General features: G+C 59.1%; 26 protein-coding genes and 1 tRNA gene. 15 read left to right on the forward strand and 12 right to left on the reverse strand.

Annotated features, from left to right (window positions below):
- Positions 1–41: 41 nt before the first annotated feature.
- Positions 42–1,460: a class II fructose-bisphosphate aldolase gene (locus KF821_00780; GenBank protein MBX3004344.1), complete on the reverse strand. Its 1,419-nt coding sequence runs from the start codon at positions 1,458–1,460 to the stop codon at positions 42–44.
- Positions 1,461–1,589: 129 nt separating this feature from the next.
- Between KF821_00780 and KF821_00785 the strand changes: the two genes are divergently transcribed.
- The 5 genes from KF821_00785 to KF821_00805 all read left to right on the forward strand — a co-directional run bounded on the left by KF821_00785 (position 1,590) and on the right by KF821_00805 (position 6,045).
- Entirely contained in the window at positions 1,590–2,105 is a 516-nt protein-coding gene (locus tag KF821_00785) for a hypothetical protein (protein MBX3004345.1), read from the forward strand.
- A 26-nt stretch (positions 2,106–2,131) separates the two neighbouring features.
- Positions 2,132–3,163 carry an SPFH domain-containing protein gene (locus KF821_00790; GenBank protein ID MBX3004346.1) on the forward strand — a complete coding sequence of 344 codons (1,032 nt, stop codon included), beginning with the start codon at positions 2,132–2,134 and terminating at the stop codon, positions 3,161–3,163.
- A gap of 447 nt (positions 3,164–3,610) precedes the next feature.
- A complete protein-coding gene (locus tag KF821_00795) occupies positions 3,611–4,441 on the forward strand; it encodes a hypothetical protein (GenBank protein MBX3004347.1) in 831 nt (276 codons plus the stop codon).
- A gap of 3 nt (positions 4,442–4,444) precedes the next feature.
- Positions 4,445–5,482, forward strand: coding sequence for a hypothetical protein (locus KF821_00800; GenBank protein MBX3004348.1), 1,038 nt, complete (start codon positions 4,445–4,447; stop codon positions 5,480–5,482).
- Positions 5,483–5,625: 143 nt separating this feature from the next.
- Positions 5,626–6,045 carry a hypothetical protein gene (locus KF821_00805; GenBank protein MBX3004349.1) on the forward strand — a complete coding sequence of 140 codons (420 nt, stop codon included), beginning with the start codon at positions 5,626–5,628 and terminating at the stop codon, positions 6,043–6,045.
- A 58-nt stretch (positions 6,046–6,103) separates the two neighbouring features.
- Here KF821_00805 and KF821_00810 read toward each other — a convergent pair whose 3' ends face one another.
- The 9 genes from KF821_00810 to KF821_00850 form a co-directional block, all read right to left on the reverse strand.
- Positions 6,104–7,288: an FAD-dependent oxidoreductase gene (locus KF821_00810; GenBank protein MBX3004350.1), complete on the reverse strand. Its 1,185-nt coding sequence runs from the start codon at positions 7,286–7,288 to the stop codon at positions 6,104–6,106.
- 94 nt (positions 7,289–7,382) lie between these two features.
- Entirely contained in the window at positions 7,383–7,889 is a 507-nt protein-coding gene (locus KF821_00815; GenBank protein MBX3004351.1) for a DUF1684 domain-containing protein, read from the reverse strand.
- A 2-nt stretch (positions 7,890–7,891) separates the two neighbouring features.
- Positions 7,892–8,614, reverse strand: a complete 723-nt coding sequence (locus KF821_00820; protein ID MBX3004352.1) for a methyltransferase domain-containing protein — start codon at positions 8,612–8,614, stop codon at positions 7,892–7,894.
- Positions 8,611–9,417 carry a methyltransferase domain-containing protein gene (locus tag KF821_00825; GenBank protein MBX3004353.1) on the reverse strand — a complete coding sequence of 269 codons (807 nt, stop codon included), beginning with the start codon at positions 9,415–9,417 and terminating at the stop codon, positions 8,611–8,613. Before KF821_00825 ends, KF821_00820 begins: the two co-directional genes overlap by 4 nt.
- Complete coding sequence (locus KF821_00830) at positions 9,414–11,378, reverse strand: hypothetical protein (GenBank protein MBX3004354.1); 1,965 nt, start codon at positions 11,376–11,378, stop codon at positions 9,414–9,416. Before KF821_00830 ends, KF821_00825 begins: the two co-directional genes overlap by 4 nt.
- A gap of 3 nt (positions 11,379–11,381) precedes the next feature.
- A complete protein-coding gene (locus tag KF821_00835; protein ID MBX3004355.1) occupies positions 11,382–12,797 on the reverse strand; it encodes a glycosyltransferase in 1,416 nt (471 codons plus the stop codon).
- A gap of 3 nt (positions 12,798–12,800) precedes the next feature.
- The gene (locus KF821_00840; GenBank protein ID MBX3004356.1) at positions 12,801–13,853 is read right to left on the reverse strand and encodes a prenyltransferase; all 1,053 of its coding nucleotides are present in this window, start codon (positions 13,851–13,853) and stop codon (positions 12,801–12,803) included.
- A 69-nt stretch (positions 13,854–13,922) separates the two neighbouring features.
- Positions 13,923–14,570: a hypothetical protein gene (locus KF821_00845; GenBank protein MBX3004357.1), complete on the reverse strand. Its 648-nt coding sequence runs from the start codon at positions 14,568–14,570 to the stop codon at positions 13,923–13,925.
- A gap of 33 nt (positions 14,571–14,603) precedes the next feature.
- Positions 14,604–15,335: a class I SAM-dependent methyltransferase gene (locus KF821_00850; protein MBX3004358.1), complete on the reverse strand. Its 732-nt coding sequence runs from the start codon at positions 15,333–15,335 to the stop codon at positions 14,604–14,606.
- Between the two features lie 61 nt (positions 15,336–15,396).
- Here KF821_00850 and KF821_00855 point away from each other — a divergent pair, with 61 nt between their 5' ends.
- Together KF821_00855 and KF821_00860 are read left to right on the forward strand one after the other, a co-directional pair.
- On the forward strand, positions 15,397–17,022 hold the full coding sequence (locus KF821_00855) for a radical SAM protein (protein ID MBX3004359.1): 1,626 nt from the start codon (positions 15,397–15,399) through the stop codon (positions 17,020–17,022).
- A 132-nt stretch (positions 17,023–17,154) separates the two neighbouring features.
- On the forward strand, positions 17,155–18,162 hold the full coding sequence (locus KF821_00860) for a hypothetical protein (protein MBX3004360.1): 1,008 nt from the start codon (positions 17,155–17,157) through the stop codon (positions 18,160–18,162).
- Between the two features lie 5 nt (positions 18,163–18,167).
- Here the strand turns inward: KF821_00860 and KF821_00865 are convergent, their stop codons facing one another.
- Positions 18,168–18,563: a DUF1801 domain-containing protein gene (locus KF821_00865; GenBank protein ID MBX3004361.1), complete on the reverse strand. Its 396-nt coding sequence runs from the start codon at positions 18,561–18,563 to the stop codon at positions 18,168–18,170.
- Positions 18,564–18,585: 22 nt separating this feature from the next.
- A tRNA-Leu gene (locus tag KF821_00870) sits at positions 18,586–18,667 on the reverse strand.
- Positions 18,668–18,762: 95 nt separating this feature from the next.
- Between KF821_00870 and KF821_00875 the strand changes: the two genes are divergently transcribed.
- From KF821_00875 to KF821_00910, 8 genes are all read left to right on the forward strand, one after another.
- Positions 18,763–19,191 carry a hypothetical protein gene (locus KF821_00875; GenBank protein ID MBX3004362.1) on the forward strand — a complete coding sequence of 143 codons (429 nt, stop codon included), beginning with the start codon at positions 18,763–18,765 and terminating at the stop codon, positions 19,189–19,191.
- The gene (locus KF821_00880; GenBank protein MBX3004363.1) at positions 19,166–19,861 is read left to right on the forward strand and encodes a response regulator transcription factor; all 696 of its coding nucleotides are present in this window, start codon (positions 19,166–19,168) and stop codon (positions 19,859–19,861) included. The genes KF821_00875 and KF821_00880 overlap by 26 nt, the downstream gene beginning before the upstream one ends.
- Entirely contained in the window at positions 19,862–21,148 is a 1,287-nt protein-coding gene (locus KF821_00885) for a PAS domain-containing protein (GenBank protein ID MBX3004364.1), read from the forward strand.
- A gap of 230 nt (positions 21,149–21,378) precedes the next feature.
- Entirely contained in the window at positions 21,379–22,386 is a 1,008-nt protein-coding gene (locus KF821_00890; GenBank protein ID MBX3004365.1) for a PstS family phosphate ABC transporter substrate-binding protein, read from the forward strand.
- A 418-nt stretch (positions 22,387–22,804) separates the two neighbouring features.
- Entirely contained in the window at positions 22,805–23,668 is an 864-nt protein-coding gene (gene pstC / locus KF821_00895) for a phosphate ABC transporter permease subunit PstC (protein MBX3004366.1), read from the forward strand.
- Complete coding sequence (pstA, locus tag KF821_00900; GenBank protein MBX3004367.1) at positions 23,665–24,897, forward strand: phosphate ABC transporter permease PstA; 1,233 nt, start codon at positions 23,665–23,667, stop codon at positions 24,895–24,897. The genes pstC and pstA overlap by 4 nt, the downstream gene beginning before the upstream one ends.
- A 2-nt stretch (positions 24,898–24,899) precedes the next feature.
- Positions 24,900–25,700: a phosphate ABC transporter ATP-binding protein gene (gene pstB / locus KF821_00905; GenBank protein ID MBX3004368.1), complete on the forward strand. Its 801-nt coding sequence runs from the start codon at positions 24,900–24,902 to the stop codon at positions 25,698–25,700.
- A gap of 14 nt (positions 25,701–25,714) precedes the next feature.
- Positions 25,715–26,134, forward strand: a complete 420-nt coding sequence (locus KF821_00910) for an arsenate reductase ArsC (GenBank protein ID MBX3004369.1) — start codon at positions 25,715–25,717, stop codon at positions 26,132–26,134.
- Positions 26,135–26,169: the final 35 nt, after the last annotated feature.

The raw sequence follows: 26,169 nt of genomic DNA on the forward strand, positions 1-26,169 counted from the left end.
TATCTGCGGCGTGGCGAAGCCACGCACATCTGCGGCAAGGTTTAGTCCGAAAGATCTTTTACTTCTTCCTGCTCGGCTTCTTTGCCGAAGTAGAAGCTGCGCACCGGCGCTACTTTGGCGGGCTGCACCGTCTGCTCTACAAAGCGGCGCGTGCCGGCCAGAGCCAGCAGCTCGAAGAGCAAGCCGAACTGTGCTTCCCACGCATCGGTGATTTGGGCTTTGTCCGCCGGGCTCAGGTCCCAGAAAGCTTCTTTGAACGGGCCGATGGCACGTTTGCGATTCTCGTAGAGGAATTGCTCATCCGTGTGGTTGGGCTTGCGGTCACCGCTGTAGTGCTCGTTCACATAGGCATATACCGCGCTCAGCATGGGCTTGGGCAGGCGCCCAAAGGCCATGTTTTGGAAGTTGGTCGCCAGGTGCACCTCACAGGCTTCGGCTTCCACAAACTTGCCGAAGGCATCCTGCGGTAGGGTACTGGCGCCGTGCTGTACCGCGCCGCCGTAGCCGTAGCTGCGTGCCACGCGGCTGAGTTGTAGCAAGGTGTCAAAGTCCACCTTCACCTGTGCCACCGAACCATCCGGCAGCACAACGCCGCCGTGGGAAGTGCCGGTTTGAATACTGATCTTGCTCAGGCCGACTAAATCGCCGTCTTTGGCGGCCAGCGCTTCGTTATAGCCGTCTACATAGGCGCGCAGCTCTTCCTCAGTAGAGTTCTGGCTGCCCACTTCGCCAATCTCGCCGCCCACGGAAACGGTAACGCCGGCGGGCTGATGTTGGCGGATGAATTGCGTGAAATGTGCCGAGAGCTCAGCGTTGATGGCCTGCTGGGCGCGTTCACCCGCGAGGCTAATGTCCACCAAGGTAGAGGTATCGACGTCAATGTTGTAGAAGCCAGCCTGCATGGCTTCGGTGGTCAGCTCCTCAACCGCGCTGATCTCTTTGTCCGCGTCTTGCTTGTAGCGCGAGGCGGAAATTTGGAAATGATCGCCTTGGATGAAGACCGGGCCGCGGTAGCCTTCGGCCACGGCCGCGCCGAGGATGTTGGTGGCGTATTCAGCCGGGCGCTGGGCGGTGTAACCGATCTCGGAGCGCGCAATCTCGAAGATGAAGGCGGCTGCGTTGATCTTGTTCGCCACGCGGAACACGGCGCGGGCGGCATCGAAGGCGAGCACGCGCAGGTTCATGGCCGGCACGGTGAAGCTAGGCGGCACCTCGCCGCGGCCGCGCGCCAGGTACAGGTCGTGGATGCTGGCCGGCACGGCGCCCAGCTCCAGGGCGATCAGGCGCACCAGGTAGCGCGCCCAGGCCTGCTCATTCTCGCTGCCGAGGCCCGCCAGGCGCACCAGCTCGCCAATGCGGCTGCGTACTGCGGCCTCGTCAGAAATAAAAATGGCTCCCTCGCGGTATTCAGCGGCGGAACCAAGGGCGGATGTAATGGAAGTGGGGGCTTCAGCAGTCATGGTGGCCTGATTTTACTATAGCCAGCCTGGGCTTGCTTGCCTGTGATTGTTTATATATTGCTTACATCGGTGTCGTATAATTCAGTTGATGTACGTTAACCGTGCAGAGTGAGGCTAAAAATGAGCGATATGTTGGATAGGATTTCTGAAGATCAGGACCCGTTTCGCAAGTTGGCCAGCAAGTTGCCCGGTTTTTCAGGCTATATTGAACGCGAAAATCGCCGCGCCGCAGACAAGATCCTGCGGGAGAGCCTGGCCGATAGATTTGAGGCCATCCGCAAGCAGTTGAGTGATGTGCAGAAGGACCTGGCGGCTGGTCAGGAGCTAAGTTATCTCGACGACCTCGAAGGGGCGGCTACCAAGCTGCAAACCTTTGTGGACAAAATCCGCACCGCCGCCTATGGCAATAGCAGTTTTTTCGAAGCGATCAAAATCAATGCCGACGAGCTGGCTAACGTGTACGAATACGATCTCGCCTTGCTGACCCATGCCGAAGATATTGAGCGCGGCGTGCAGAATCTGGCGGCCTCTGTGGGCACTGATGGCATGGCAGCCGCTGTGCGCCATGTGGTGATGCAGAGCCGTGACGTAGTGGCGGCGTTCGAGCAGCGCAGCGAAGTGATTACTGGCCATTCAGCCGAATAAGCTGACCCAAGAGGAGAGTAGAGACCATGGCGCGTATCTTTGATGTAATTGAATACCCGAATGAGATGAAGGAAGAGATCGTGCATCGCTTCCCTGAGAGCGGTGCGGGTGATTTCCGCATCGGTTCGCAGGTGATCGTGCGCGAATCGCAGAGCGCCGTCTTCTTCCGTGACGGCAAGGCGCTGGATGTCTTCAAGCCCGGCCGTCACACCATCGCCACGGCCAACATCCCGTATCTTATTGACCTGATCGGCAAGGCCTTCAACGACCGCAGCCCCTTCACGGCTGAGGTCTACTTTGTCTCGCGCCGTGAGTTCCTTGACCGCAAGTGGGGCACTCCGCAGCCCATCGTGATGCAGACCCCCGGCGTGGGCCTGGGCTGGCTACTGCTGCAGGGCTTCGGCACCTATTCGTATTCTGTGGAGGACCCGCAGCAGTTCGTGACCCAGGTGGTGGGCACACAGGGCGTGTACGACACTGTGGATATTGAGAATGATCTGCGCTCGCGCTTGCTGCGCTCCTTCTCTGACCTGCTGGGTGAGATGAAGGGCAAGTACACCACGGTGCAGGACATCATCGGCAACCAGGAAGAGATCGGTGCCGCGGTACGCGCCAAAGCGCAGGATGACTTTGAAGCGCGCGGCCTGACGCTGAAGGCGTTCGTGATCGCTAACATGACGCCTTCGCCCACCAGCGCCGAGGCGCTGCGCGGTATGGGCCTGCTGGACACGGCCACCTATACGCAGCTGCAGGCAGCCGACGCTATGCGCGAAGCGGCCAACAACCCCAGCGGCGGCGCCGGCCTGACGGCTGGCATCGGTGCCGGTGTGGGTATTGGCCAGGTGATGAGTGAGGCGCTCAAGAGTGCTGGCACCAGCGCCGCCGCTGCCGCGGCCAGCATGCCGGATGTGATGACTACCGCCGAAGCCGCCAACATCCTCAAGGTGGCCGAGGCCGACATCCTGGCCGCCATCGAGGCCAAGGAGCTGAGTGCCCGCAAAGTGGGCGAGAGCTACCGCATCAGCAAGGCCGCCATGGAGAAGTTCCTCGGCGGGTAGAGAGCAGTTCACAGTAAGCAGTTGACAGTCAACAGAAAGGCCGCGGCGAAAGCTGCGGCCTTTTTTGCGCACCTGCGGTTACTCATTGACTAAAAAATATACATTATGTATACTCGCTGAATTCTTGGGCCGTCAATGTGACAAGCGGGGCCGTCCTGGTTGTTCCTAGGTTCGAGCTAGCAGTTATCGAGGATTTGAAGAGGGATTTCGATGCAATCTGTATCTATGGATGTAAGTAGAGTGTTGCGGCCAGTTCTAAAGTGGGGGCTGGCCTCAGTCGCCGTTTTGGTGCTCGCCGCATGCAAGGGGGGCGGCGTAGGGCCGGTGTCTACGCATACACCCAGCCCTTCGCCTACGGCTACGTGTGATGCGAACTTCGTGTTGGCAACTCCCGAGGGATGGAAATCGCAGTCCAATCTGGTAGTGCTTGTGTATGACCCTACCTCAATGCGTAACGAGAATTTGGTCTTGGAGGCCATTGATGGGAAGCTCACCAATAATGTAGAGGAGTTTGCCTATTACCTGGCAAACAAACTCTTCCATGATGGTATGGCTTCACAGATTTCAGTTTTTGAATTGGGCTGGCGTTCTTATGAAGAAGCGCGTCGCGTACGCATCTCCACCACGATTGAGCGCCCCGAACTATACGACACCCCCTCGCCGCTCGCGACGGTGACGCCGTATCCGACGGTTGATCACGGCCCCAGCCAGGGTCTTGATGTCATTCGCGCAACAAATGAAGCTAAGCAGCAAGCCACCGAGCAAGCCCAGGCGGCCGAGCTGATCCGCCAATTGGATGGCTGTGCGCAAGTTGCCTGGGACACCTTGGCCAAGCACACCGCCACCGTGTGGGCCGCTACTCAGGAGGTGGAGAAGCTGCGCGCCACGCAGACCCTGCAGCCGCCGGTTGCCCCCACGCGCAGTGGGGTAGAGATGCAGGCAACGCCTACGCCGTATTCGCGTCAGTCTGTGTATCACGGCTTGTGGCACGCCAACATTGACTTCAATGCAGATTGCAAGAAATACGATCGTTGCATTCTGCTGATTCTGGACGATTTGCGCACCTGGGCTACCGACAACCCCAACGGCCATCCATTCAACTTTGAAGGCGTGGAAATTTATGTACTGATGCCGGATTGCCGCGATATCAACCAGCCTAGTTGTGTGGAACTGCAAGACTACTGGACGCAGGAACTACTGCGCTACGGCGCGTTGAGTGTGAATTACTTCAACGGCGAGCGCGCCGAATTCAAGTTGAATGAAATGTTGAGGAGATAGAAGATGTTGCAATTTTTATATGATCTTTCGCAATCCCCGTTCTTCCCCATCCTGCTTTTTATCTGGGTGGCCATCGATATTTTCTGGACCAAGCGATGGCGCGCTCTATTTGAGCGCCTGGGCAAGCTGGTTACCAAGCCGTGGATCTTTGCCAAGGATCCTGAGCCGAAAGTGCCGCCGCTGTATCCGCGTGAAATGCTCGAGCAGCTTGCGCAGGTGTCCAGCACGCGTGAACGCAAGAGCGATGATGTCCGTGCTAAAACCACCTCCGCCGAGGGTAAAGAGACAAAGAAGCCAAAGATGGGCTTCCTTGCCTCGCTGCGCGAACGCATTTTTGATAGCGATCACCCCTTTCGCACGGTAGGCTACGTAATCTTCCTGGCCGGCTTCGTGTTCTTCCTAGTGGCCGATGCCATCTCGGTGGCGCAGACCCTGGCCGTGATGGGGTTGATCACCGAGGTGCTCACGGGGGTGTTCACCCGCTTTGATCTGGCGGTTTTGGGTGGTGCACTCCTCTCGGCGATCATCGGCGTCTGGGTGTATATGGAGGCGCTAGGGGATAGCCACATTATCGATCTTGATATCCTCAACGATGCGCAGCGCCGCTTCCTGCGCGGGCTGGCACTGTTCGTCTCCTTCAACTCCGTATTGGTCATGGTGGCCTTTGCGATCAATCGCCTCACCGCCATCCAAATTCTGGAATCGAACCCCACGCTGGATATCCTGCTGAGTGCTGTTTTGTACGGCTTGGTACCGATCAACAGTGCCCTGGCCGCGGCGATCTGCTTCCCCTGGGCGATGAACGGCCTGTTGGTGCTGCTATTCATCATCGGCTTCGTCATTATCGGCATCCTCCCAGTGATCGCTTTCCTGGTGGATATCTTGTGGCGCATCGGCTATGTGGTCATTGACATTGCCGCCTGGGCGCTATTTACCCCGCTCATGTTGCTGCCCGAACTGATCAACCGTTTGCGCGGCGCACTGGATACGGATCCATCTGGAAAGAAATCGCCAGCTGATAGCAAGGAAAAAACCAAGTAGTAAATGCAGGAAGAAAAAGGCCGTAGCATAACGCTGCGGCCTTTTGCTTACTGCTTTGCTATTTACTAAGTAGGGCAAGAGCGGCAGCCTTGTGCTTAACACTCCAGTCTGCCCTCTCGCTGTGTTCAGAGGTTAAGAGTACTATGAAACACACTGCTAGACTACTTTATATAGTTGTGGCCTTAGTATTGGCCGGTTGTTCGGCTGGCCCGGCAAGTGCCGCGCGTGAATGGTACAAGGCCAACTTGGAAATGAATGGAAGTGCAATCCTGGCGCGCACTTGTCAGGCTCAGCAGCTTGCCGTGCAAGAAGCAGGCTTACTCGTATCTGCGATCATGTTGATGCCCCAGATGCTTGGCATTGATCTTGGTATGGACGACATTAACAGCAGTCTATCCAATCTTAAGTTTCACGTTGTAAGCTCCACAGACACGCAGGCAATAGTTCAGGTGACTGGTGAGCTGGAGTTTGCTGTTTTGGCCTTTGCTCAGCAAGTGCCAGTAAGTGAGAGAGCTCTCATGGTGAAGGAAGATGGCCAGTGGAAATGGTGTGGCTTGCCATAAGCCCAAGAGCGTAAAAGGCCGCAGCAATCGCTGCGGCCTTTTTTGTCTCATCTCTGGATTACTTCCGCTCCACAAACCGTGCTTCTTCCGCCGTTACCTCGCCGCGTTCGCGCCAGGCGAAGCGGTGCGCGTATTTGTTGGGCTTACCCTCCACTACGTCCGCAGTCACTTTGCCAATCAGTGGCGTGAACTTGAAGGCGTGGCCGCTACCGCCGGCGCTGACCACTAGGCCTGGGCGCTCTGGGTCACGGTCGATCCAGAAGTCACCATCAAACGTATCGCTGTAGAAGCACAAGCGCTCAAAAATACGCGGCGCATCGGCCAAGCCGGGCAGGCTCTCGCCCAGGAACTTACGGAACATGGCCTCGGTCTCGGCCGGCATGATGCGCGGCAGGGTCGGGTCCATCGGCCAGCCCGGGCCGTGGTTGGCCAGCTTGAGCGTGCCATCTGGCTGGGCGGGGAAGCCGTACCAGCCGGTCTTGCCCACATCGGCGGTCCACACCGGGAACAGCGGCGGCTGGTAGCTGGCCAGCTCGGCGGCGGGCACCTGGAAGTGCATCACCGGCTGCGCGGTGGACCAGATCACGTTTTGTAGCCAGGGCAGCAGCGTACTGGTCCAGGTGCCGGCGCATACCACCACCGTATCGGCAAGATACTCGCTGCCGTCTGCGGTGCGTACGCCTTTGACGGCGCTGCCATCTTGAATGAGCTCGGTGAAGCGCGCTCCTTCGATGATGGTGACGCCAGCGGCACGCGCCCGCGCTGCCAGCACGGTTACCACGCGGCCACTAGGTGACCAGCCGCCCTGCGGGTTGAGGTAGCCATCGGGGTAGATGTCTGCGTTCCAGGCCGGGTAACGCTTGCGGATTTCGTCCGAGGTCAGGCGCTCAATGGCGTGGCCGCGCTTAAGCAGCAACTGATAGCTCTCGTACTCGAAGTCTCCCGGCCCCATGCCATCCAACGTGAAGTACAGCACGCCGGTTTCATGGAACACGGTTTCGCCAAGCTCTTCGTTCCATTGGCGCCACAATGCCAGCGACGCTTCCATCATCTCCATGTAGAACTCATCGCGCCCATAATCCATGCGGATCACCTTGCTGATATCGGTGCTGGCCGCGTCCGGGTGCGGGACGGGGCCGGGTTCAAGCAGCGTGACAGCGTGGCCGCGGCTGCGCAACTCTAAGGCGGTGTTGATACCAAAGGTGCCGCCGCCGACGATGAGGACGTGAGATGAAGGTTGCATTAAGTGATTTTAGTCGAAAATGCAATCAACAAAAATCACTTAATCAATTGTCAACGAGTTGACTAGTCGATAATTTGATTAGCCGATTATCTGATTATTTCTCAAAATTTTTCTCGCCTGCGCGGATAGGCACGCTGAGGCGATTCTCTGCTGGCGGGATGGGGCAGTTCCACATTTCGTTGTAAGCACAATAGGGGTTGTAGGCCAGGTTGAAATCGATCAGGAACTTGCCATCCTCCAGCTGCTCCGGGTCCAGATAGCGGCCTGCGCCGTAGGTCTCTGTGCCGGCCAGCGCATCAACAAAGAGCAGGAAGTAGCCGTGTGGGCTGGAGAACAGGGTCAGCTCGGCGGTTTGCCCTTCCACCGCGAAGGCGAAGCGGCCATAGCGCCTGTAGCTTTTTACATCGCCAGTTGAAGTGGGCAGCTCAACCATCGCTTGCTCGGCAAAAGGCTCAATGGCCACTTCCAGGCGCAGCGCCGGGTTCTCGGGGAAGTAGCTCAGCGCGCTAAAGTGCTCGCGCTGCTCAGGGGTCAGCGGAGACTGGGAGCTGGTGGCGAAGAAGGCGTCTTTGCTGGCACGAAAGTCATCGAGGTCTGACATGCTTACTTAGCTTTCTCGGCGCTGATCAGCAGCGAGCCGGAGAATTCGCGTATCAGGGGCAGCGCCTCAAAGAGGCCACCGATGGCTTCGGTGGTGCCAATCAGCGCCGCCGGAATGGCAGGGTGCAGCCAATCGAAGGGAGTAATTTTGATCGCGGTAAAGCCGTGCTTGCGCAGTTGGGCTGCTAAGGGCCAGCGCACAAAGGCGGTTTCGTCTGGCGAAACATAGGCCAACGCCTTGCGCAGGAACGTGCGTTCGGCAAAAATCTGCGGGTTCAGCATGTTAGGCTCCGCAAAGGCCAGCCGTCCCCCGGGCTTGAGTAGGCGGAAGCTCTTGGCGAGTGAATCGTCAACTTCAAGGTGATGGAGAACTGAAGAGCCAATGATGGCATCGTATTGCGTGCTTTCGTCAATATCTTCGAAGCGCGCACAGATGAACTCCACGTCTGGGTTTTTGGCGCGGGCCAGCTCGATCAATTCAGGCGAAATATCATTCGCAGTGATCTTGGCGCCACTTTGCGCAAACACTTGGGTGAACATCCCCGTGCCACAGCCCAGTTCCAGGGCGTGCTGGCCGCGGCCTAAGCGTGCCGCCTGCATCACTTTGTTGGCACGTTTCATTGCGCGCTGCTTGCCGGCTTCAGTGCCCCAACCCCAGGTAGCTTCGGCACCCTGGCTGGCCAAGTACTTGCCATGTTCGATTTCATGGAGTGAACGCGTTGTCATTTTGTATTTGCCTCAGGTTGATTTTCAAGCACAATTTTAGCAAACATGCCCAGGGTGTTGCGCAGCGGGGTCAGCGCCCCTTCAAAGCCGCGCCAGAGGGCATAACTCCAGGCGGGCATGAGGTTGCGCATGGAGATGCCGCCGGAGACAAGGTATCGAAAGGGCATGATCGCTTGCACGGAGCGCAGGCGCAGCGCGGGGAAGCGCTCTGCGAAGAGCGCCTTGTCCCGGTGAAATAGGATCCACGGCAGGGCAGAGTTCGCGGACGAGAGCGGGCCATCGCCGTCAATCTTCCAACTGGTGTTGGCTTCATCCACTGGCTCGTGGTGCAGGTTCTTGTAAACGAAACGCGACCAGCGGGTGAGCCACGGTTCGATCAGCACCACTTTGCCGCCAGGCACCAGGCAGCGCTGGGCCTCTGCGAACAGCAACGCCGGGTCGGGGATATGGTGCAGCACGTTGGTCATCACAATGGCTTGCAAGCTTTGCGGCCTGAAGGGAAGATGCTGAGCATCCAGGCATACATCCATGCCGTCCAGATAGAAGATTTCACTGGTCAGCAGGTTAGGGATACGTTCAGCTAAAAACCCCGCGCCAGAGCCGAGCTCAAGGATCGGTGCATCGCTGAAGGGCTGCAATTCTCGTGCAATCGCCGCATACCAATCCTCATAGATTGCTTCCAGGAAGGGCTTGGTGCGAATGATCTGGCGGCGCAACGCCGTGGTCTCCGGCGAGTCAATATCTTTCCCCTGGGTCAGGGGGTGTGCAAGCCATTGGCGCAAGCGGCTTGATTGGCTGCTCATGGTTGCAACTCGCCAACGACCTTGGCCAGCACAGTCGAGCCGCGGTCATCCATCACCTCGAGGGCGAAGGGGGCTCCCTGCGCCAGCCACGCCGTGCTGATCTCGATTTGATGCGTTGTTCCGTCGTCGGCGGTGTTTTCGAGCATGGCGCCAGAGGCCCACGGCCAGCGTGTAGTGCTGGCTGCATCCAGCCGTAACCCGAGCAGGTGCACTGCGGTTTCCGGCTGCAGGCTAAAAGCATTTGCCCCGGCCGGCACAGACACTTCGAGCCAGCCCGAGAAGCCAGCAGGCAATGAATAGCTGCTTTCCCTTGTTGAGCTATCTGTCCGCCAATAGAGCGTGATGGTTTGTGATTCGGGGAGGCTGGCTACTTGCAGGGCAAGATAGCTGATTGGCATCTTCATGGGGCTCACATCCAATCGGCCTTGGATGAGCAGCCCGTCTCCCTCCGGAACGGGACTGAGGCCAACTACATGGCTGATCGCAGTGTGCCCGTGCAACCAGCTAGCCTCTTGAGTGCTGTTACGCACAGCCGGCCAAAATACCGCCGGGATTTGCTCAGCGCCTTTCGAGAGGTAGTAATAGAGCGGGATCTCATGCGTGTAGAGTACCCGCGCCGTGGAGGCGCTAGCCAGCAGCTCCGCGGGCTGCTGGGCAGAAAAGGAGAAGTTTTGGCGCTGTGTATGATTCTGCAGCGTCAATTGATAGTGCCGCAGGTAAAAAGCGGGGTAGGTGATCGAGGCCATGCCGATCAACAGCAATGCTGCGGCTGCGGCTAGCAGGCGGGCAGAGCGCAAGCTCGACAGCATCCTTTGTGCACTTGACGCTTGGCGCAACCAAGCCCATATGATCTCGGCCGCGTAGATTACGCCATAGGCCACAAAGCCTGTGAGCAAGGTAGCTAGCGGCACCCAGGTCCGCTCGAACATGAGCGCACCGAACCAAGGCACCACATACACAACGCCGAGCACCCCCAGGCCCAAAAAGATCGGCAAGATGGTTAGCGCCTCGCGGCGTTGGTTGCGCCAGGCGGCAAACAGACCGTAGCCGGTGAGCAACACGCCAAAGGCGGGAAATGTAAAGGCCGCGAACCAGGTATAGGCGATTTCAGCCGAAAGGCTATTGGCAGCAGGGATTTCCGAAAGGAGATCCCAAGGGGCCGGGTAAAAGTCAGTCGGGTCGAAATTCATTACCGGCTGGCTGATCAGTGCTGGCACCAAGAGCGCCGCGCCGATCAGCAGTGCGGCGAGGGCAACCGCAAGCATCTGTTTGCGGTTGCGATACACGTTGGCAAAATTGTAGAGAACATAATAGGCTAGCGCAGCGCCGGCGTAGATCTTGCCAATTTGATGAAACAACATCATCGCCAAGGCCAACGGAAAAAAGAGTTGCAGCGCCCGTTTGTGCTGGGCGGCAATCAGCCCCCAAAGCCAGTAGGCCAAGGTCAACGCCATCGTACTGGGTACGATCACATGGATCCCGGTGCCGACGAAGGTGACCGGGGCCAATAGAAGCACGGCAAAGGCCATACCGCGCCGGCCAAACAGCTGGCGCAACCAATAGATCAGCCCCAGGCAGAGCACCAGCTTCATGCCGATCGCCAGCAGTGCGTAACCGAATTCGTAGCTCCCCCCCAGGAAGTAGATCAGATTCAGTAGCACGGAATGTAAAGGGTGAAAGATGATGAAAATGCGGTGATACTGGCGCATCTGCATGTAACTGATTTGCTCGTCACTGGTAGGGAAGAGCAGTTGCTGCTTCAGTGTGTTGAGCGCCGGGCAATCCTGCAGGAAGCAGGTGCGCATTTGTTCCGCCTTGAGAACATAGCCATAGGCATCGTCTGTTTCCACGATGGCTTGGCGTTCAAAGAACGGTGCGGCGGTGATGTATCCCTGGGCAAGGAGGAAGATCAGGCAACTAACCAGTACAGCAAATTTTTCAAAGCGTGCAGCAGGCTTCATAGGTCAAGGGATGAATTTGTAGGTCAGTAGCGCTGCCAGCGTGATGCGCGCCAGCATTAAGCCATGGCGCCAGCGCTGGATGTTGGTCTGGCCGTAGGTGCGTTCGCGATAACGAACCGGTAGGTCTACAATCTTCAGGTTCAAGGTGGCCGCCCCCAGCAGCAAGTCAAAATCGCCGAAGGGGTCTACTTTGTTGAAGAGTGCGTATTCTTGTTTGAGCAATTCAAAATCGTGGCGCAGCAGCACTTTGGTGCCGCACAGCGTATCTTTCACCGGCTGCCCTAGTAGCCAGGAGAAGATCAGGCTGAAGGCCTTGTTGCCAACGATGTTGGCGGTTTGCATGGCGCGTGCTTCCATCGGGTAGACCAGGCGCGTGCCGTTGATGAATTCCCCTTTGCCACTGGCAATCGCTTCGTAAAAGCGGCTTAGGTCCTCGGGCGGTACGGAGAGATCCGAATCCAGAATAACCAAAATATCATTTGTTGCCGCGGCAAACCCTTGCCATACGGCGTTGGCTTTGCCCACGCCAGTTTGCTTCAGCAGCGTGGATTTGATCTCTGGGTGCTGCTGCATCTCACGTTGGATCACCTGGTAAGTGTCATCCTTCGAGTGTCCTTCAACGAAGATGAATTCAACGTCACCGGCCAACTGAGGCACGCGTGCAAAAATCGCGGGAATGTTGCCGGCTTCATTGCGGGCAGGGATCACTAGCGAGACACTGGGGGCTACAGTCATGTGGCCGCGCAGCGGGCGAGCAATCAGGAAGTTGGTGAGCGCAAAGATGTTGAAAAAGGGCAGCTTTGCCAGGAAGCCATTGAGCAGGCCGGAGACCAAGGGGATCTCTAGCGGTAGCAAAATTTCAGCGGTGCTAGTCACTGCTTCGTAATCCGTCAGGCGCAGCAGATTTTTTAGATCCTCGAGTGTGAACCAATTTTGCGGCAGGGTGCGCCGTTTTAGGCCGAGTAGCTCGGCAATGCCCAATGGCAACTGCCACAAACGGCTATACGTATTGAGGATGATACGTGTGCGGCGATGGCAGAGCTTCTGCAGCCGTTCCAGCAGCAGTTGCACATCCCATAGATCGTTAACCAGATCCGACAGAATAATGACGTCAAACGGGCCATCGAATGGCAGGGCTTGTGCATCGGCCTGCACCCAATGCAAGTGCGGGTGCTGCGTGCGGGCGCTGTGCAGTGCCGCCGCGCTGAGATCCACGCCCACGCCAAACCCAGGCTGCAAGGCAGCCAGCAGATTGCCGCTGCCGCAGCCCAGCTCAAGCACGCGCTGGCCCTTAGGCACCAACGCCGCATAGCGGCGTTGGAGAATGTGCTGGTAACCCCAAGCTAGCCGGCGCCGCCGGCTAGCTTGGGAATAGGCTCGCTCCCAGAAGGTTCTGCGAGTTTGAGAATAGTGCAGCACGCGCTAACTAAACAGGCCTACCACGTAGGGCGTGAGCAGGTTCAGGATCAAGCCCAGCATGAAGAACTCGCCAGCCTTGCGGTTGAAGAACATCGCCCAGCTTACGTACCACAGCGGCCACACCGTCCAGCCCGCAGGCGGCTTGGTGGGGCGCGGTTCGGAGTAGGCTTTCCAGGTTTGGCGCAGGCGCGGAATGGCCAGGAAGGTCAGCAGCACCCAAGGCCCGGTGTACTTCAACACCACCATGGCGATGATCAGAATATAGAAGACGATGAAGGTGACTTTGTTGAGCTTCAGCGAATTGTCCTGGCCCAGCAGCACCGGCACCGAGTTCACGCCTACCTTTTTGTCTGGCTTGATCTTATCGATATGCTTGCCGATCAGCACCGAGGCCACGATCAGGCCATAGGGCAGGGTCAGCGTCCAGATCGCCGGCGAAATCACGCCAGAGGCGGCGAAGGCGGTGCCACCGATCATCAGCGGGCCCCAGACCACCAAAGCGGTCAGCTCGCCCAGGCCGGCGCGCTTGAGCACGCTGGTATACAGCAGGCTCAACAGCAGCCCGGCCACCGCGAATGCCACGATGAGGGTGCCGCGCTGGCTGAACAGGTAGAGCATGATCGCCAGATCGATCACATTCAGCAGCCCGGCGGCCAACAGCAGCCCCTTGGGCGTGGTCAGCCCGCCGAGGATGGGATGCACGCTGTATTGGGCACGCGGATAATCTTCGGTGTCCACGCCTTGGCGCACGTCAAAGTAATCGTTCAGTAGGTTGTTGGAGGCATGCGCCACCACTACGCCGATAACGGCGAGGATGCCCAGCAGCCAGTTCACATTGCCCACGCCCACCTGCTCGGCGGCGATGAGCAAACCCAGCATGCCCGAAGTAAACGACATGGAGAAAACGCAGGCCCGTGAGATGACCAGCCAGCGGGTTACCCCGTCGGCGAGTTCGATTTGCGGAATGTTGCAACCATTCAGCACCGTTTGCCAGCGTTTAAACAGTGGGATCGGGTGAGTCTTGTTACCCTTGCGGGCGGCAGCTCGTGTTGCCATCAACTTCTCCTAACTTAATCTTGGTTATCGTGAAGATTGTAATTATCGGATTATACAACCCGAATCGAGCTAGGCGCGCTTCCGCAGTGCTCCCAGCAGTAGCCAGGCGCCCGCGCCGATCAGCAGCAGTGGCCCCAGGATCGACCAGTACGCTTCGCTGCCCAGGCTGAGCAATACGCCGAGCACCAGCAAAGGAACGGCGGGGTAGTAGCCCCACTGCATGCCTAAGCCGTTACTGCGCACACGGGTGAGCAGTAGGAAGGTGAGCCCCAAGCCAATGAACAGCAGCCCCGAAGGATTGAAGGGCAGCGCCAGGTTGCTGGCTTCTAAATAGGAAACCGCAGTCAGCGAGAACATTACGCCCGCCGGAATGATCGCCCACCACATTTCACGTTGCAGCAGGAACACCGAAGCGAAGCCCAGCCCCATGGAGCCGAGGAAGATCGGGCCACTAAGGGTTTCGGCCAGTTGTGGCGACACCAGTCCCAGCAGGGCCGAGCCGGCCAAACCGGCCAGAAAGAAGCCGACCATGCAGGCCCACCAGCGTTGGCGATCGGCCAGGAACAGGCCAAACATGACCAACGAAGCAATCACAAATAGCGCGGTGGTGAGTAGGGCGCGGGCATTGTCTGGAATCAAGCCGAACTGTTCCAGGGTGAAGAAAATGCCAACCAAGATCAGTGCCAAGCCAAGGACATTACGTTGGTCTTTGAACATGTTTCCCTCCGGACATCACCATTATACGCGTGCCTACGGCACGCGCCCCAACGCGTAATACGTAGGCACGTGCAATTGGCGTGTACCTGCGGCCCACGCCGCCGCATCCTGCGCCAGCCACGCCTCCAGCTCATCGTCGGGCAGCTGGCGATGCAGATCCTGGCGCAGCATGGCGGCCTCGGCGGCTGCATCCGGCGGGCTGGCTTGCAGCGCACCGGCATCGATCAATTGCAGGCCGGCTTGCGCAAACAGTGCTGGGAGCTGGCCACCGATCGCCGGATTGGCTCCCCGGGTGCGCAGCGCCGCGGTTTGGGCACGGCCCAGCGGCACAAGCTCGGGTGGTGCATCCCTACGCTGGCTGTAATCTGGCTCGGCTAGCGCCAGCACTGCGCCGCCGGGCCGCACAACGCGCGCCATCTCGGCCAAGCCGGTGGCCGGGTCTTGCAGCCACAGCAGCACAAAATGACAGAAGGCAATATCGAAGCTATTGGACGAGTAGGGGAGCTGATGCGCATCGCCGGCGCTAAGTTGCGCCTGAGCGGCCTGCTGGCGCGCCAAGGCCAGCGCGGCGCGGTCGATATCCAGCCCATGCAGTGAGCCGGCGACCGGCTGGGGCAGGCCAGCCAGTACGGCACCAGTGCCGCAGCCCACCTCCAGCACGCGGCGCGCATTGGCCAGCCCCGCCGCGGCCAACAAGTGCCGCCGGGCTGGCGCCGTCCAGGCGGCTTGGTGCAGGTAGCGGGAGTGGGCTTCTTCTATGTTCATTTCAGGATTAGTAGATTAATCGATTAATCAACCCATCGATTAATCATATATACTTTTATCTATGGCCCTCGATACTCGCAGTGTCAAGTCACTCTGGCAGGGAGTACGTAGCGATACCAACAACTTCCTGGCCGCCTTCTCCCAACCTGAAAAACCGCGCATTGGCTTACATACCTATGATATTGCTATGGCCAATGGCCGCAGCATGCGCATCCATCTGCGCTTCGAGCCCAGTGGCAATGGCGTGCTGTTTGTGGATGTGACCGATGTGGTGCACCTGAACCATACCGCCGCGTTGATGGCCAAGCTGGCCCTCGACGGCGTGCCGCGGGCACAGGCCCGCGCCCGCATTGGCGCCTGGCACCCGGATGCTCCGCTGGCGCAGATCGAGCGCGAGCTGCAGCAGATCTACGACATGGTGGATGGCTTCGCCCACCCGGACGGTGATTGCCCGACCTGTGAGCTGAGCGATACGCTGGAAATGTCGCCCATGTTCAGTGTCGAGGTCAACGCGCCATACAAAGTGGACATCGCACTGACCTATGGCTGCAACAATGAGTGCCCGCATTGCTATAACGAGGCGGATCGCCTCGAGATGCCCTCGCTGCCATTGAATGAATGGTATGCCGTGCTTGACCGCCTGGCCGAGCTGGGCGTGCCGCACCTGATCCTCACCGGCGGCGAGGCGACTCTGCACCCGGACCTGCCCAAGGTGATCCGCTACGCCGATCAACTCGGCATGGTGGTGGGGCTCAATACCAACGGCCGCCATATTGCTCACAACGAATATATGCAGCAACTTGCCGAGGCAGGCTTGAACCATGTGCAGTTCACGCTCGATTCGAGCCGCCCGGATGTGCACAATGCAATGATGGGCGCCAAGGCCTGGCACCAGACGGTGCAGGGCATTGAAAATGCCATCGCCAGCCGCGTGCATGTCATCACCAACACCACGCTGATGCGCGCCAATATGGGCCATGTGGAAGAGATCATCGAGTTTCTGTATTCGCTCGGCATCCGCACCTTCGCCATGAACGGCATGATCTACTCCGGCGGTGGTTTTGCCCACCCGAACGCCATCGAGGAAAAAGAGATGCCCGCCTTGCTGGTGCGCGTGCGCGATAAGGCCCGCGAACTCGGCATGCGCTTCCTGTGGTACACGCCCACCGAGTATTGCCGTATGTCGCCGGTGGAACTTGAAATTGGCGCCAAGCGTTGCAATGCTGGCGAGTATTCGCTGTGCATTGAGCCGAATGGCGATGTGCTGCCGTGCCAGTCCTACTACGTTTCGGCGGGCAACATTCTGCACGACCCTTGGGAGCAAATTTGGGATGGCGAGCTGTTCCGCAGCTTCCGCTACCGCGAGTTGGACCCTAAAGGCTATGGCCTGCCCGAAAAATGCTGGACCTGCCCCGATTTGCCGCTGTGTGGCGGCGGCTGTCGTATCGAGCGCGAAGCGCGCGATGGCGTGCGTATCGCCGAGGGCAGTGGCGGCGGGTGCTCTGGCTGCAGCGGCAGTTGTGGCACGGGCGGCGCGGCGCACCAGGTGCGTGGCCACGTGCACACTGCGGGCTACATCCCCAGCGGGGGCTTCACGCCTTCGCCCAGCACCACGCGCACCAAAACGCGCGCCAGCGGCAACTTTGTGCTGGTGGGGCTGGATGATATTGGGGTGATGGGCCAGTAAGGTCACCTAATGGAGATTCTTACTCGGTATCACCCCGTCGTTTAGTCTATTAGTCTGATAGTCAAAGACTGACTAAATGACTACGTGACCAATCGACGGTCAAACCTCCCGTCACTTTTATAATCTCCTGTGATGCTCTCCGCTTTCGAAGCCAACATCATCTTGCGCATAGCCACAGCAGCCGTGTTTACCGCCTTGCTGTGGCTAGTGTTCTTGCAACTGGCGCGTGGGCAGGGCAAATTGCTTTTTGCCATCGTAGCTGGCGGCCTGCTGGGGCTGTTTGCTTACCTGCCGTTGGCGCAGCTGCTGGCGTTCGTGCCGCTGCTGGGCCTGCTGGCCTGGGCCGCCATGCGCCGCGGGCGGGCCACAGCCTACCAGCCCGCGGTGGCACGCATTGAGGGCGGCGGCGTCAAGCGCGGCCTCACGCCGCCCGAGGCGGCAGTGCTGCTTGGCCGGCCGATCAACATTACGCTCACGCTCGTGCTGTTCGAGCTGCTGCGTAAGGGGATTTTGCGCCAGACGGCAGGTGCCCCTTTTACTGTCGAAGTCAACGAAGCGTTCCGCACGCATGGCAAGGGGCTGACGGCCCAGGCGCGTGGTGAGCAGCGCCGCCTAGCCGCCCAAGCCATTCACGCCGCGCTGCATACGTTTGAAGAGCCATTTCTGGAGATCATTGAGAGCTCCCCCGGGGTGCCGGTAAGCCAGCTCGATCTGGGCGTGGCGGTGCAACCATTGGTGCGCTATGTAGCTGGCCGTTCGGGTGGCTACAGCCTGGCCGAGACGCGCAGGTACTATGACTTGATTATTGACCGCGCTCCCAAAGAAGCACGCAGTGACGGCAAGCTCACCTTTGACCGCGAGCGTATTTTCAATCGCAACCTTGGCTGGATCCTGCTGTTGGAGGACGCTGCTTTCGTCTCCGTGTTGGATCAGCCGGATTATTCCTATGTGCCAGTGTGGCTGCGCAAGCAGCCCGTGGATCTGGGCGGGCGCACCTTCGCCCGCTGGGTGCAAGCCGTGTTCGCCGAATTGGCCGGCGTGGTGGCCGAGGATGATATTGAGTTGCAACTGGGGGCGGATGCGGATGCCGTGACGGCAACCTTGCTAAATGATATTCGCCGCACAACCTTCTTCGGTTAGCGCGCTTATTTGATACGTACGAGCTGCCCCTTACGTTTTACGATGTTCTTGTAATCCCATTGGATCGTTTTGGATTTGCGCAGCCAGCGCTTGAGGTCTTTGCTGTTGATCTCGCTTGGGGCGTTATAGCGGATCGCTGCGCTTTTGAATTTTTCTGAGTTGGCGTTGAGCGCAGGCTCATCGAAGGACTGGCCGCTCCAAAACATGAGCTGCACACCGTTCTTACGCACCCAGTAGCCCACGATCGGATTGCCCTCCAGAAACCACACCGGCCCACCGTGCCACATCTTGTTCTCAGCTTTGGGCAGCGCGGCATCGATCTCAGCTGCCAGGGCGCGGCAAGTGGCCTTGTACGCCCCTTCCTGGGCATTGTTGTAGGCGTTGATTTCGTTGGCGATCACAGTAGGCTCAGCGTTAGGCAGGTGGGGAAGGAGGGAGTCGAACCCTCACGCCTTGCGGCACATGATCCTAAGTCATGCTTGTCTGCCAGTTCCAACACTTCCCCAGTGAGCCGATTATAACAAGCCTGTCTGTTGCCCATCGATCAATCAATTAATCGATTAATCGATATTTGCATTCCTCGTGGATTATTATTTATGCATGTCGCGAGTGATCAAAACAGAAAACGTTGCCACCGAGCGTACCCGCCTGATGAAAGCGATGGCGATCGCCATGCGCGAATTGATTGCCAAACAGGGCTTCGATAGCCAAGCGCGCGATCTGACGGCCTTCATGGTATTTGCCCTGGATAGCGTGAGCCAGAGTGTGGAGCGCAGCGTCGTGCCGTGGGAGAAGCGCGGCTATTGGGTCAAGGCAGACCGCTTTCGCATGGATTGGGCCTGGACCGAGCCCACGGCCAAGAAGCTACGCGTCGCCCTGCTGGCCGAGGATATGGGCGCCATCGCCGAGAGCATCGCCAGCCTGGCGCAACGTTTGCAAAATGTGGATGCGCCAGTGAAGCACCGCCTGGGAACGCCCTGGGTGGGTGCATGGGAGAAGCTGCATGCCGCACAAAGTGCTGGTGGTTGAAGACGATGCCGCCATACGCGAAGCGCTGAGCTACAACCTCGGGCGCGAGGGCTACCAGGTGGACACGGTAGCCGATGGCGCAGCCGCCTTGGCAGCCGTGCGCCAAAGCGCCCCAGATGTTGTTATTTTGGATTTGATGCTGCCCGGCCTGGATGGCTTCGAAGTCACCCGGGCGCTGCGCAAGGATAATAATGTGCCGATCCTGATGTTGACGGCGCGCGATGACGAGATTGACCGCGTGCTAGGCCTCGAGATGGGAGCCGATGATTATCTGACCAAGCCCTTCTCGATGCGTGAGCTGCTGGCGCGCGTCAAAGCCATGTTGCGCCGTGTCGAGATGGAGCACACTGCGCATAGGCCGGCCGTGGCAGAGACAGTGGCCAGCGGCAATCTAGCCATCGACCTGGCCCGCCACGAGGTCACTCTGGATGGGGCAGTGCTTGACCTCAAGCCCAAGGAATACGAGCTCTTGTTGTTTCTGATGCAGAACCGCGGCCGCGCCTATACCCGTGAGCAGTTGCTGGAGCAGGTGTGGGGCTGGGAATTCTCCGGCGGCAGCCGTACCGTGGACGTGCACGTGCGTTGGCTGCGGGCGCGCATTGAGGCGGATGCGGAGCAGCCGCAGCGCATCATCACCGTGCGCGGCGTAGGCTACCGCTTCGAGGGCTAAGTGCGCGATATTCGCTTGGGCCGCTTACTGGCTGCACTTCTGGCGTTCGCCGCTCTGTGTATTTTTATCTATTCACAAATTCGCCCTTTTATCCTTGAGCCAGAACAACTGCTGGTGGTCAACCGCGGCTTCTTGTTTGCCGTGCTGCTTGCCGCGCTGGCGGCTTGCGCCCTGGCATGGATACCGCAGCCCGCGCATGACTTTGACACCCACGCCCAAGAATCGTCTGAGCTGCGCCGCCAGCGGGCTACACTGCAAGCCGTGCTGGATGGCAGCCCGGCGGGCATTGTGCTCGTGGCCGATGATGGCCGCGTGCTGCTCAGCAATACACGTATGCAGAGCTTGTTTGCACTCAGCGAAGATGAGCAAGCTGCGGACACCTTGGCACACTTGTTGCGCCAGTATCAGTTCATCGAGGCATGGCACAAGGCCGTGCAGAGCGGAGCGGGGCAGGTGTTGGTGGCCGAGGTGCCGCAGAGCAGGCGCACGCTGCGTGCCAGCGTGCTGCCGCTGGGCGGCGCCGTCGGCGGCGAATTAAGCGGGCATAGTGTGATTGCCTTCGAAGATGTCACCGAATTGCACCGCCTCGAAACGGTGCGCAAAGATTTTGTCAGCAATGTCTCGCACGAGTTGCGCACGCCGCTGACTTCGCTGCGCTTGCTTACCGAAAGCCTACGCGGTGGCGCCATTCACGACCCGTCAGCCGCTGAGCGCTTTCTGGCCCTGATGGAAACCGAGCTCGATGCCCTCTCCACCCTGGTGACCGAGCTGCTCGAATTGGCGCGCACCGAATCCCAGAATGTAAAGCTGCTTCTTGCGGCTACCGATGGCTGTGCGCTGCTGCAGGCGGCCGCCGGGCGGCTGCGTGTGCAGGCCGAACGGGCAGGCTTGCAACTGCGCGTGGACTGCCCACCCGGGCTGCCCAGTGTGCTGGCCGATGCGCCGCGGATTGAGCAGGTGCTGGTGAACCTGATCCACAATGCCACCAAGTTCACTCCCGCCGGGGGGAGTATTCAGGTTAGCGCGGCCGCCAAGGATGGCCTGGTGGAGTTCAGTGTGCAGGATAGCGGCGTGGGCATTGAAAGCGAGGATCAGGCGCGGATCTTTGAGCGCTTCTACAAAACCGATCCGGCGCGCAACCGCACCGGCACCGGGCTGGGCCTGGCCATCGCACGCCATGTGGTGGAAGCACACGGCGGGCATATTGGCGTGAGTAGCCAGCCGGGCAGGGGCAGCCGCTTCTTCTTTACGTTGAGGAGAGTGGTGGGGGAGGAAAAAAATCTGTGAGCAGTAAATCAGTAATCGGTAATTAGTATCTTTAGTCTCGAATCTCCAATCTTCGAATCCCTAGTCTTTAATTCCCTGTTCCCTGCTTACTCTTCACTCATTACTGCTCATTATCTCTCCCCAATCCCTTAACAATCCCATAACACGCCTGCGCGGGGGGCTTAACGCGACGTGGGTACTATGCTCACGTGTTCAAATCCCTTTCTTCGTTCCCTAAGGAGGAACATTCTATGAATCGCAAGCTGTACCTTGGCCTCTCCGCTCTGGTGATTGCCGGCGTGCTGCTGGCCGCCTGCGGTGGCGCTGCCCCCGCTGCCACTGGGGCCCCGGCCGTGGTCGAGACCCAAGCTCCGGCTGAGGCCACCCAGGCTCTTGAGCTGGATCGCTTCAGCCCCTTAGCTGTTTCCGGTGACATCATCACCGCCGGCAGTTCCACCGTGTTCCCGCTGTCTGAGCGCATGGCGGAGCGCTTCAGCGATGAAGGCTTCAGCGGCAGCATCACCGTGGATAGCATCGGCTCGGGCGCCGGTATCGAGCGCTTCTGCGTGGCGGGTGACACCGATGTCGCCAATGCCAGCCGCGGCATCAAGGAGAGCGAAGTTGCCTCCTGCCAGGGCATCGGCCGTGAGCCAATCGAGTTCCGCGTCGGCACCGATGCGCTCTCCATCGTGGTGAGCCAAGCCAATGACTTCATCACCGATGTCACCACGGAAGAATTGGCCCTGATTTTCGGCGAAGCCACCAACTGGTCTGACGTGCGCCCCGAGTGGCCCAACGAGCCCATCCAGCGCTTTGTGCCTGGCACCGACTCGGGCACCTTCGACTACTTCGTCGAGCACGTGTATGACAGTGACGCCACCGTCACCCTGGCTGCTGGCAACACCCAGCGCAGCGAAGATGACAACGTTCTGGTACAAGGCATCCAGGGCAGCCCCTACGCCATCGGGTACTTTGGCTACGCCTACTACGCTGAGAATGCTAGCACCCTGCGCATCCTCAGCCTGGACGGAGTGGAAGCCAATGACGTAACGGTGGAAGACGGCAGCTACGGTTTGGCTCGCCCGCTCTTCCTGTATACCACCGCTGACATCCTGAACGAAAAGCCGCAGGTGGCTGCGTTCATCAACTTCTACCTCTCTTTCGTCAATGAAGAGATCGTGGATGTGGGCTACTTCCCGGCCAGTGATGCGGCGCTGCAGGCAGCCTGGGATGCATTCAACGCAGCAGTTGGCGAGTAGCTTCTAAGACTCGGCTTCTCCTTCCAGATGAGGGCGGTCACAGTTCCTGGCGGCCGCCCTCATCGCCTGAGTTGGGACAGTTATAATGAAATTTACATTCCCCTCAGAAGCAGGTTCCATGGCTCCGAATTCAAACCCTGCAAGTTTCAGTACGCCTTCGTTGAAACGCAAGCCCCGTCTGGTGGAGCTGGTGATCCAGACCGTTTTGTTTTTATGTGGCTTGCTTTCCATTTTTGTTACCGTTGGCATTATTTATGAGCTGGGCAAAGAATCCATGCTCTTTTTTGGGCGCACTCAGTGGGAGTTGACCAACAAACCCATCGTGGCCGCCATTTCGGCCAGTGATGTGCAATTTGAAGTGGGCACCAGTGGTGCCAGCGCCCAAGCGGGCGATGTGCTGCGCCTGGGTGACGAGCTGATGCACCTCGATGCGGTTGAAGGCGCCACGTACTTTGTTGAGCGCGGCTACCGCGGCAGCCTGCCCGCCGCTCATGCGGCCGGCAGCATCTTGCAGCGTGGTATTGACCCCAGCATCGCTGAATTCCTCACCGGCACCTCATGGGCGCCGCACGCCGGGCAGTTTGGCGTACTGCCGCTGCTCAACGCCACGCTAATGGTCTCCGGCATCGCCATCCTGGTGGCGCTGCCGCTGGGCTTGGCCTCGGCGATCTATCTGAGTGAATACGCCTCGCAGAAGGCGCGCAATGCACTCAAGCCAATTCTTGAAGTGCTGGCAGGGGTGCCCACGGTGGTGTATGGCTACTTTGCGCTCACGTTTATGACGCCGTTCCTGCGTTCCATCTTTGGGCAAGATACAGTGCAGATCTACAACACGGCCTCTGCGGGCATTGTGATTGGCATTCTGATCCTGCCACTGGTGAGCACGATCAGTGAAGATGCGCTCAACGCCGTGCCGCGCTCGCTGCGCGAGGCGGCCTACGGCCTGGGCGCCACCAAGCTGGAGACGGCGGTACGCGTGGTGCTGCCGGCCGCCTTTTCGGGCATTGCTGCGGCGGTGATCATCGCCATCTCGCGTGCCATCGGTGAGACGATGGTGGTGGCGCTGGCTGCTGGCGCCGGGCCAGCCTTCACCTTCAACCCCTTCCAGGCCGCCGAAACCATGACCGGGCACATTGTACGCATCAGCGGCGGTGACCTGAGCTATGACTCGTTGGACTACAACAGCATCTTTGCCATCGGCCTGATGCTATTTGTGATGACGCTGGCGCTCAACATCTTCAGCCAGTACATCGTGCGCCGCTTCCGTGAGGTATACGAATGAGCGCTGAGACGCTGCAGTCCAGCAACCTGCCGCGGCGCCACCGCCTAGGGCGCACCTGGTTGGTGGTCTTTCAGGTGGCGCTGGTGGTGGGCATCATTGCTCTGTGTGCGCTGCTGTTCAACATCTTTGATGGTTCCTTCGGCTATGTAGCTGTGCAAGACAAAGTGAACCCTGCCAGCCTAGCCGTGAACGGCGTCGCACTGGAAGAGTTAGACAAGGACACCCTGGTCGAGATCTTGCGTGCGCATGTCTCTGCCGGGCTGATGGCGCGCTATGAGTTTGAGCGGCCCTTTGCCGAACGCGATGCTGGCGAAGTCTACGATCTCATCCTTGAACGTGTAGTTGCGCCCGAATTTGTTGCGCAATGGTCGCTGTATCAAAGCCTTACCAACGCGGCGCAGATTCGCCAGACGGTAGCCGAGCAGTACCCGGAAGCACGCCTCGAGTTCCGTAGCTGGCTTAACTGGCACTTTTTGCGTGCGCCGCAATCCAGCTATCCCGAGATCGCGGGCGTGCGTACCGCCGTGCTTGGCTCGCTGTGGACGATCTCGATTGCGGTGCTGTTTGCCTTTCCGGTGGGGGTGGCGGCGGCAGTCTATCTGCAGGAGTACGCGCCGGATAACCTCATCAACCGCATCATCCAAACCAATATCACCAACCTGGCTGGCGTGCCCTCGATCATTTATGGCATCCTCGGTCTGGCGATCTTTGTGCGTGCCCTGGGGCAGATCACCAGCGGGATTGCCTTTGGCCTGAGTGACCCGGCCACCGCCAACGGGCGCACGATCCTCTCGGCCGGCCTGACCCTGGGCATGCTGGTACTGCCGCTGATCATCATCAACGCCCAGGAGGCGATCAAGGCGGTGCCCACCTCACTGCGCCAAGCCAGCTACGGCCTGGGCGCGACGCGCTGGGAGACGGTGTGGCACCATGTGCTGCCCAATGCCTTGCCCGGCATTATGACTGGCACGATCCTGGCCATCTCGCGCGCCATCGGCGAAACCGCACCGCTGATCGTCATCGGGGCCTCAACCTTTATCCAGGTGGATCCTGAAGGCCCGTTCTCTAAGTTCACTACGCTGCCGATCCAGATCTATCAGTGGACGGCGCGCCCGCAATCGGTGTTTCGCAACCTGGCCGGTGGCGCCAGCCTGGTGCTGCTGGGCTTGCTGCTCAGCATGAACGCCACGGCCATCATTTTGCGCAATCGTTTCCGCAGGAGCCAATAAGCATGCCCGAAACTGCTCACAACTCCGCCTTGAATGGGGCGGCAATCGAATCCAAAGACCTCAGCATCTACTACGGCGATTTTCAAGCCGTGCGGGATGTCAATCTGGATATCCAGACCAATCGCATCACCGCCATCATCGGGCCTTCGGGTTGCGGCAAGAGCACGGTGTTGCGGGCCTTCAACCGCATGAACGAGCTCATCCCCAACGTAGGCACCAAGGGCGAGGTGCTGTTCCGCGGCCAGAACATCTATGCCAACGATGTGGACCCGGTAGAAGTGCGCCGCCGCATCGGCATGGTGTTCCAAAAGCCCAACCCGTTCCCCAAGTCTGTGTACGAGAATGTGGCCTGGGGGGCTCGCATCAATGGCTTCAAAGGCAATATGGATGAGCTGGTGCACAACAGCCTCAAGGCGGCCGCGCTGTGGGATGAAGTCAAAGATAAGCTTGATCAGAGCGGCCTGTCACTCTCCGGCGGCCAGCAACAGCGCCTGTGCATTGCGCGCACCATTGCCGTGCGCCCCGACATCATCCTGATGGATGAGCCGTGCTCGGCGCTGGACCCTATCGCCACCTTGCGCATCGAGGAGCTGATGCGCGACCTGGCCACCGAGTACACCATCATCATCGTGACCCACAACATGCAGCAGGCCGCCCGCGTATCCGACCGCACGGCGTTCTTCTCGCTGTCTGAGGATGGCAAGCGTGCCGGCATGCTGATGGAGTACGGTGACACCAAGACCATGTTTACGCGGCCAGAGAAGAAGATCACGGAAGATTACATCACTGGCCGTTTCGGATAAACGTACGAGGCTGCATGCAACGCAAACGAGTTCTGTTTCTGTGCACTGGAAATACCTGCCGCTCACAGATGGCAGAAGCGATTGTGAATGCCCGGCTGGGTGACCGCTGGCAGGCGTTTAGTGCCGGCGTGAGCCCGGCCGCTGCGATTAACCCCTATACCACCAAAGCCTTAGCTGAGCTCGGCATTGTGCATCTGGGCGAGCCCAAAGCCCCGGATGTCTTTCAAGGCCAACACTTTGACCTGGTGGTGACGCTGTGCGCCGATGCTGACGAGAATTGCCCAACCTGGCTGGGCTCGGCAGGGGAGCGCCAGCATCTCGGCTTCCCGGATCCTGCTACGGCACGCGGCAGCGAGGAGCAGATCATGCCGATCTACCGCCAGGTGCTTAAGGACATTGCGGCTAAAGTGCCGGCGCTGTTGGAGAGTAGATAGAAACTATGCAACGGTCGCTCAGTCGATTAGTCAAT

Source organism: Anaerolineales bacterium (genome assembly GCA_019637755.1).
Lineage (GTDB): Bacteria > Chloroflexota > Anaerolineae > Anaerolineales > UBA11579 > JAMCZK01.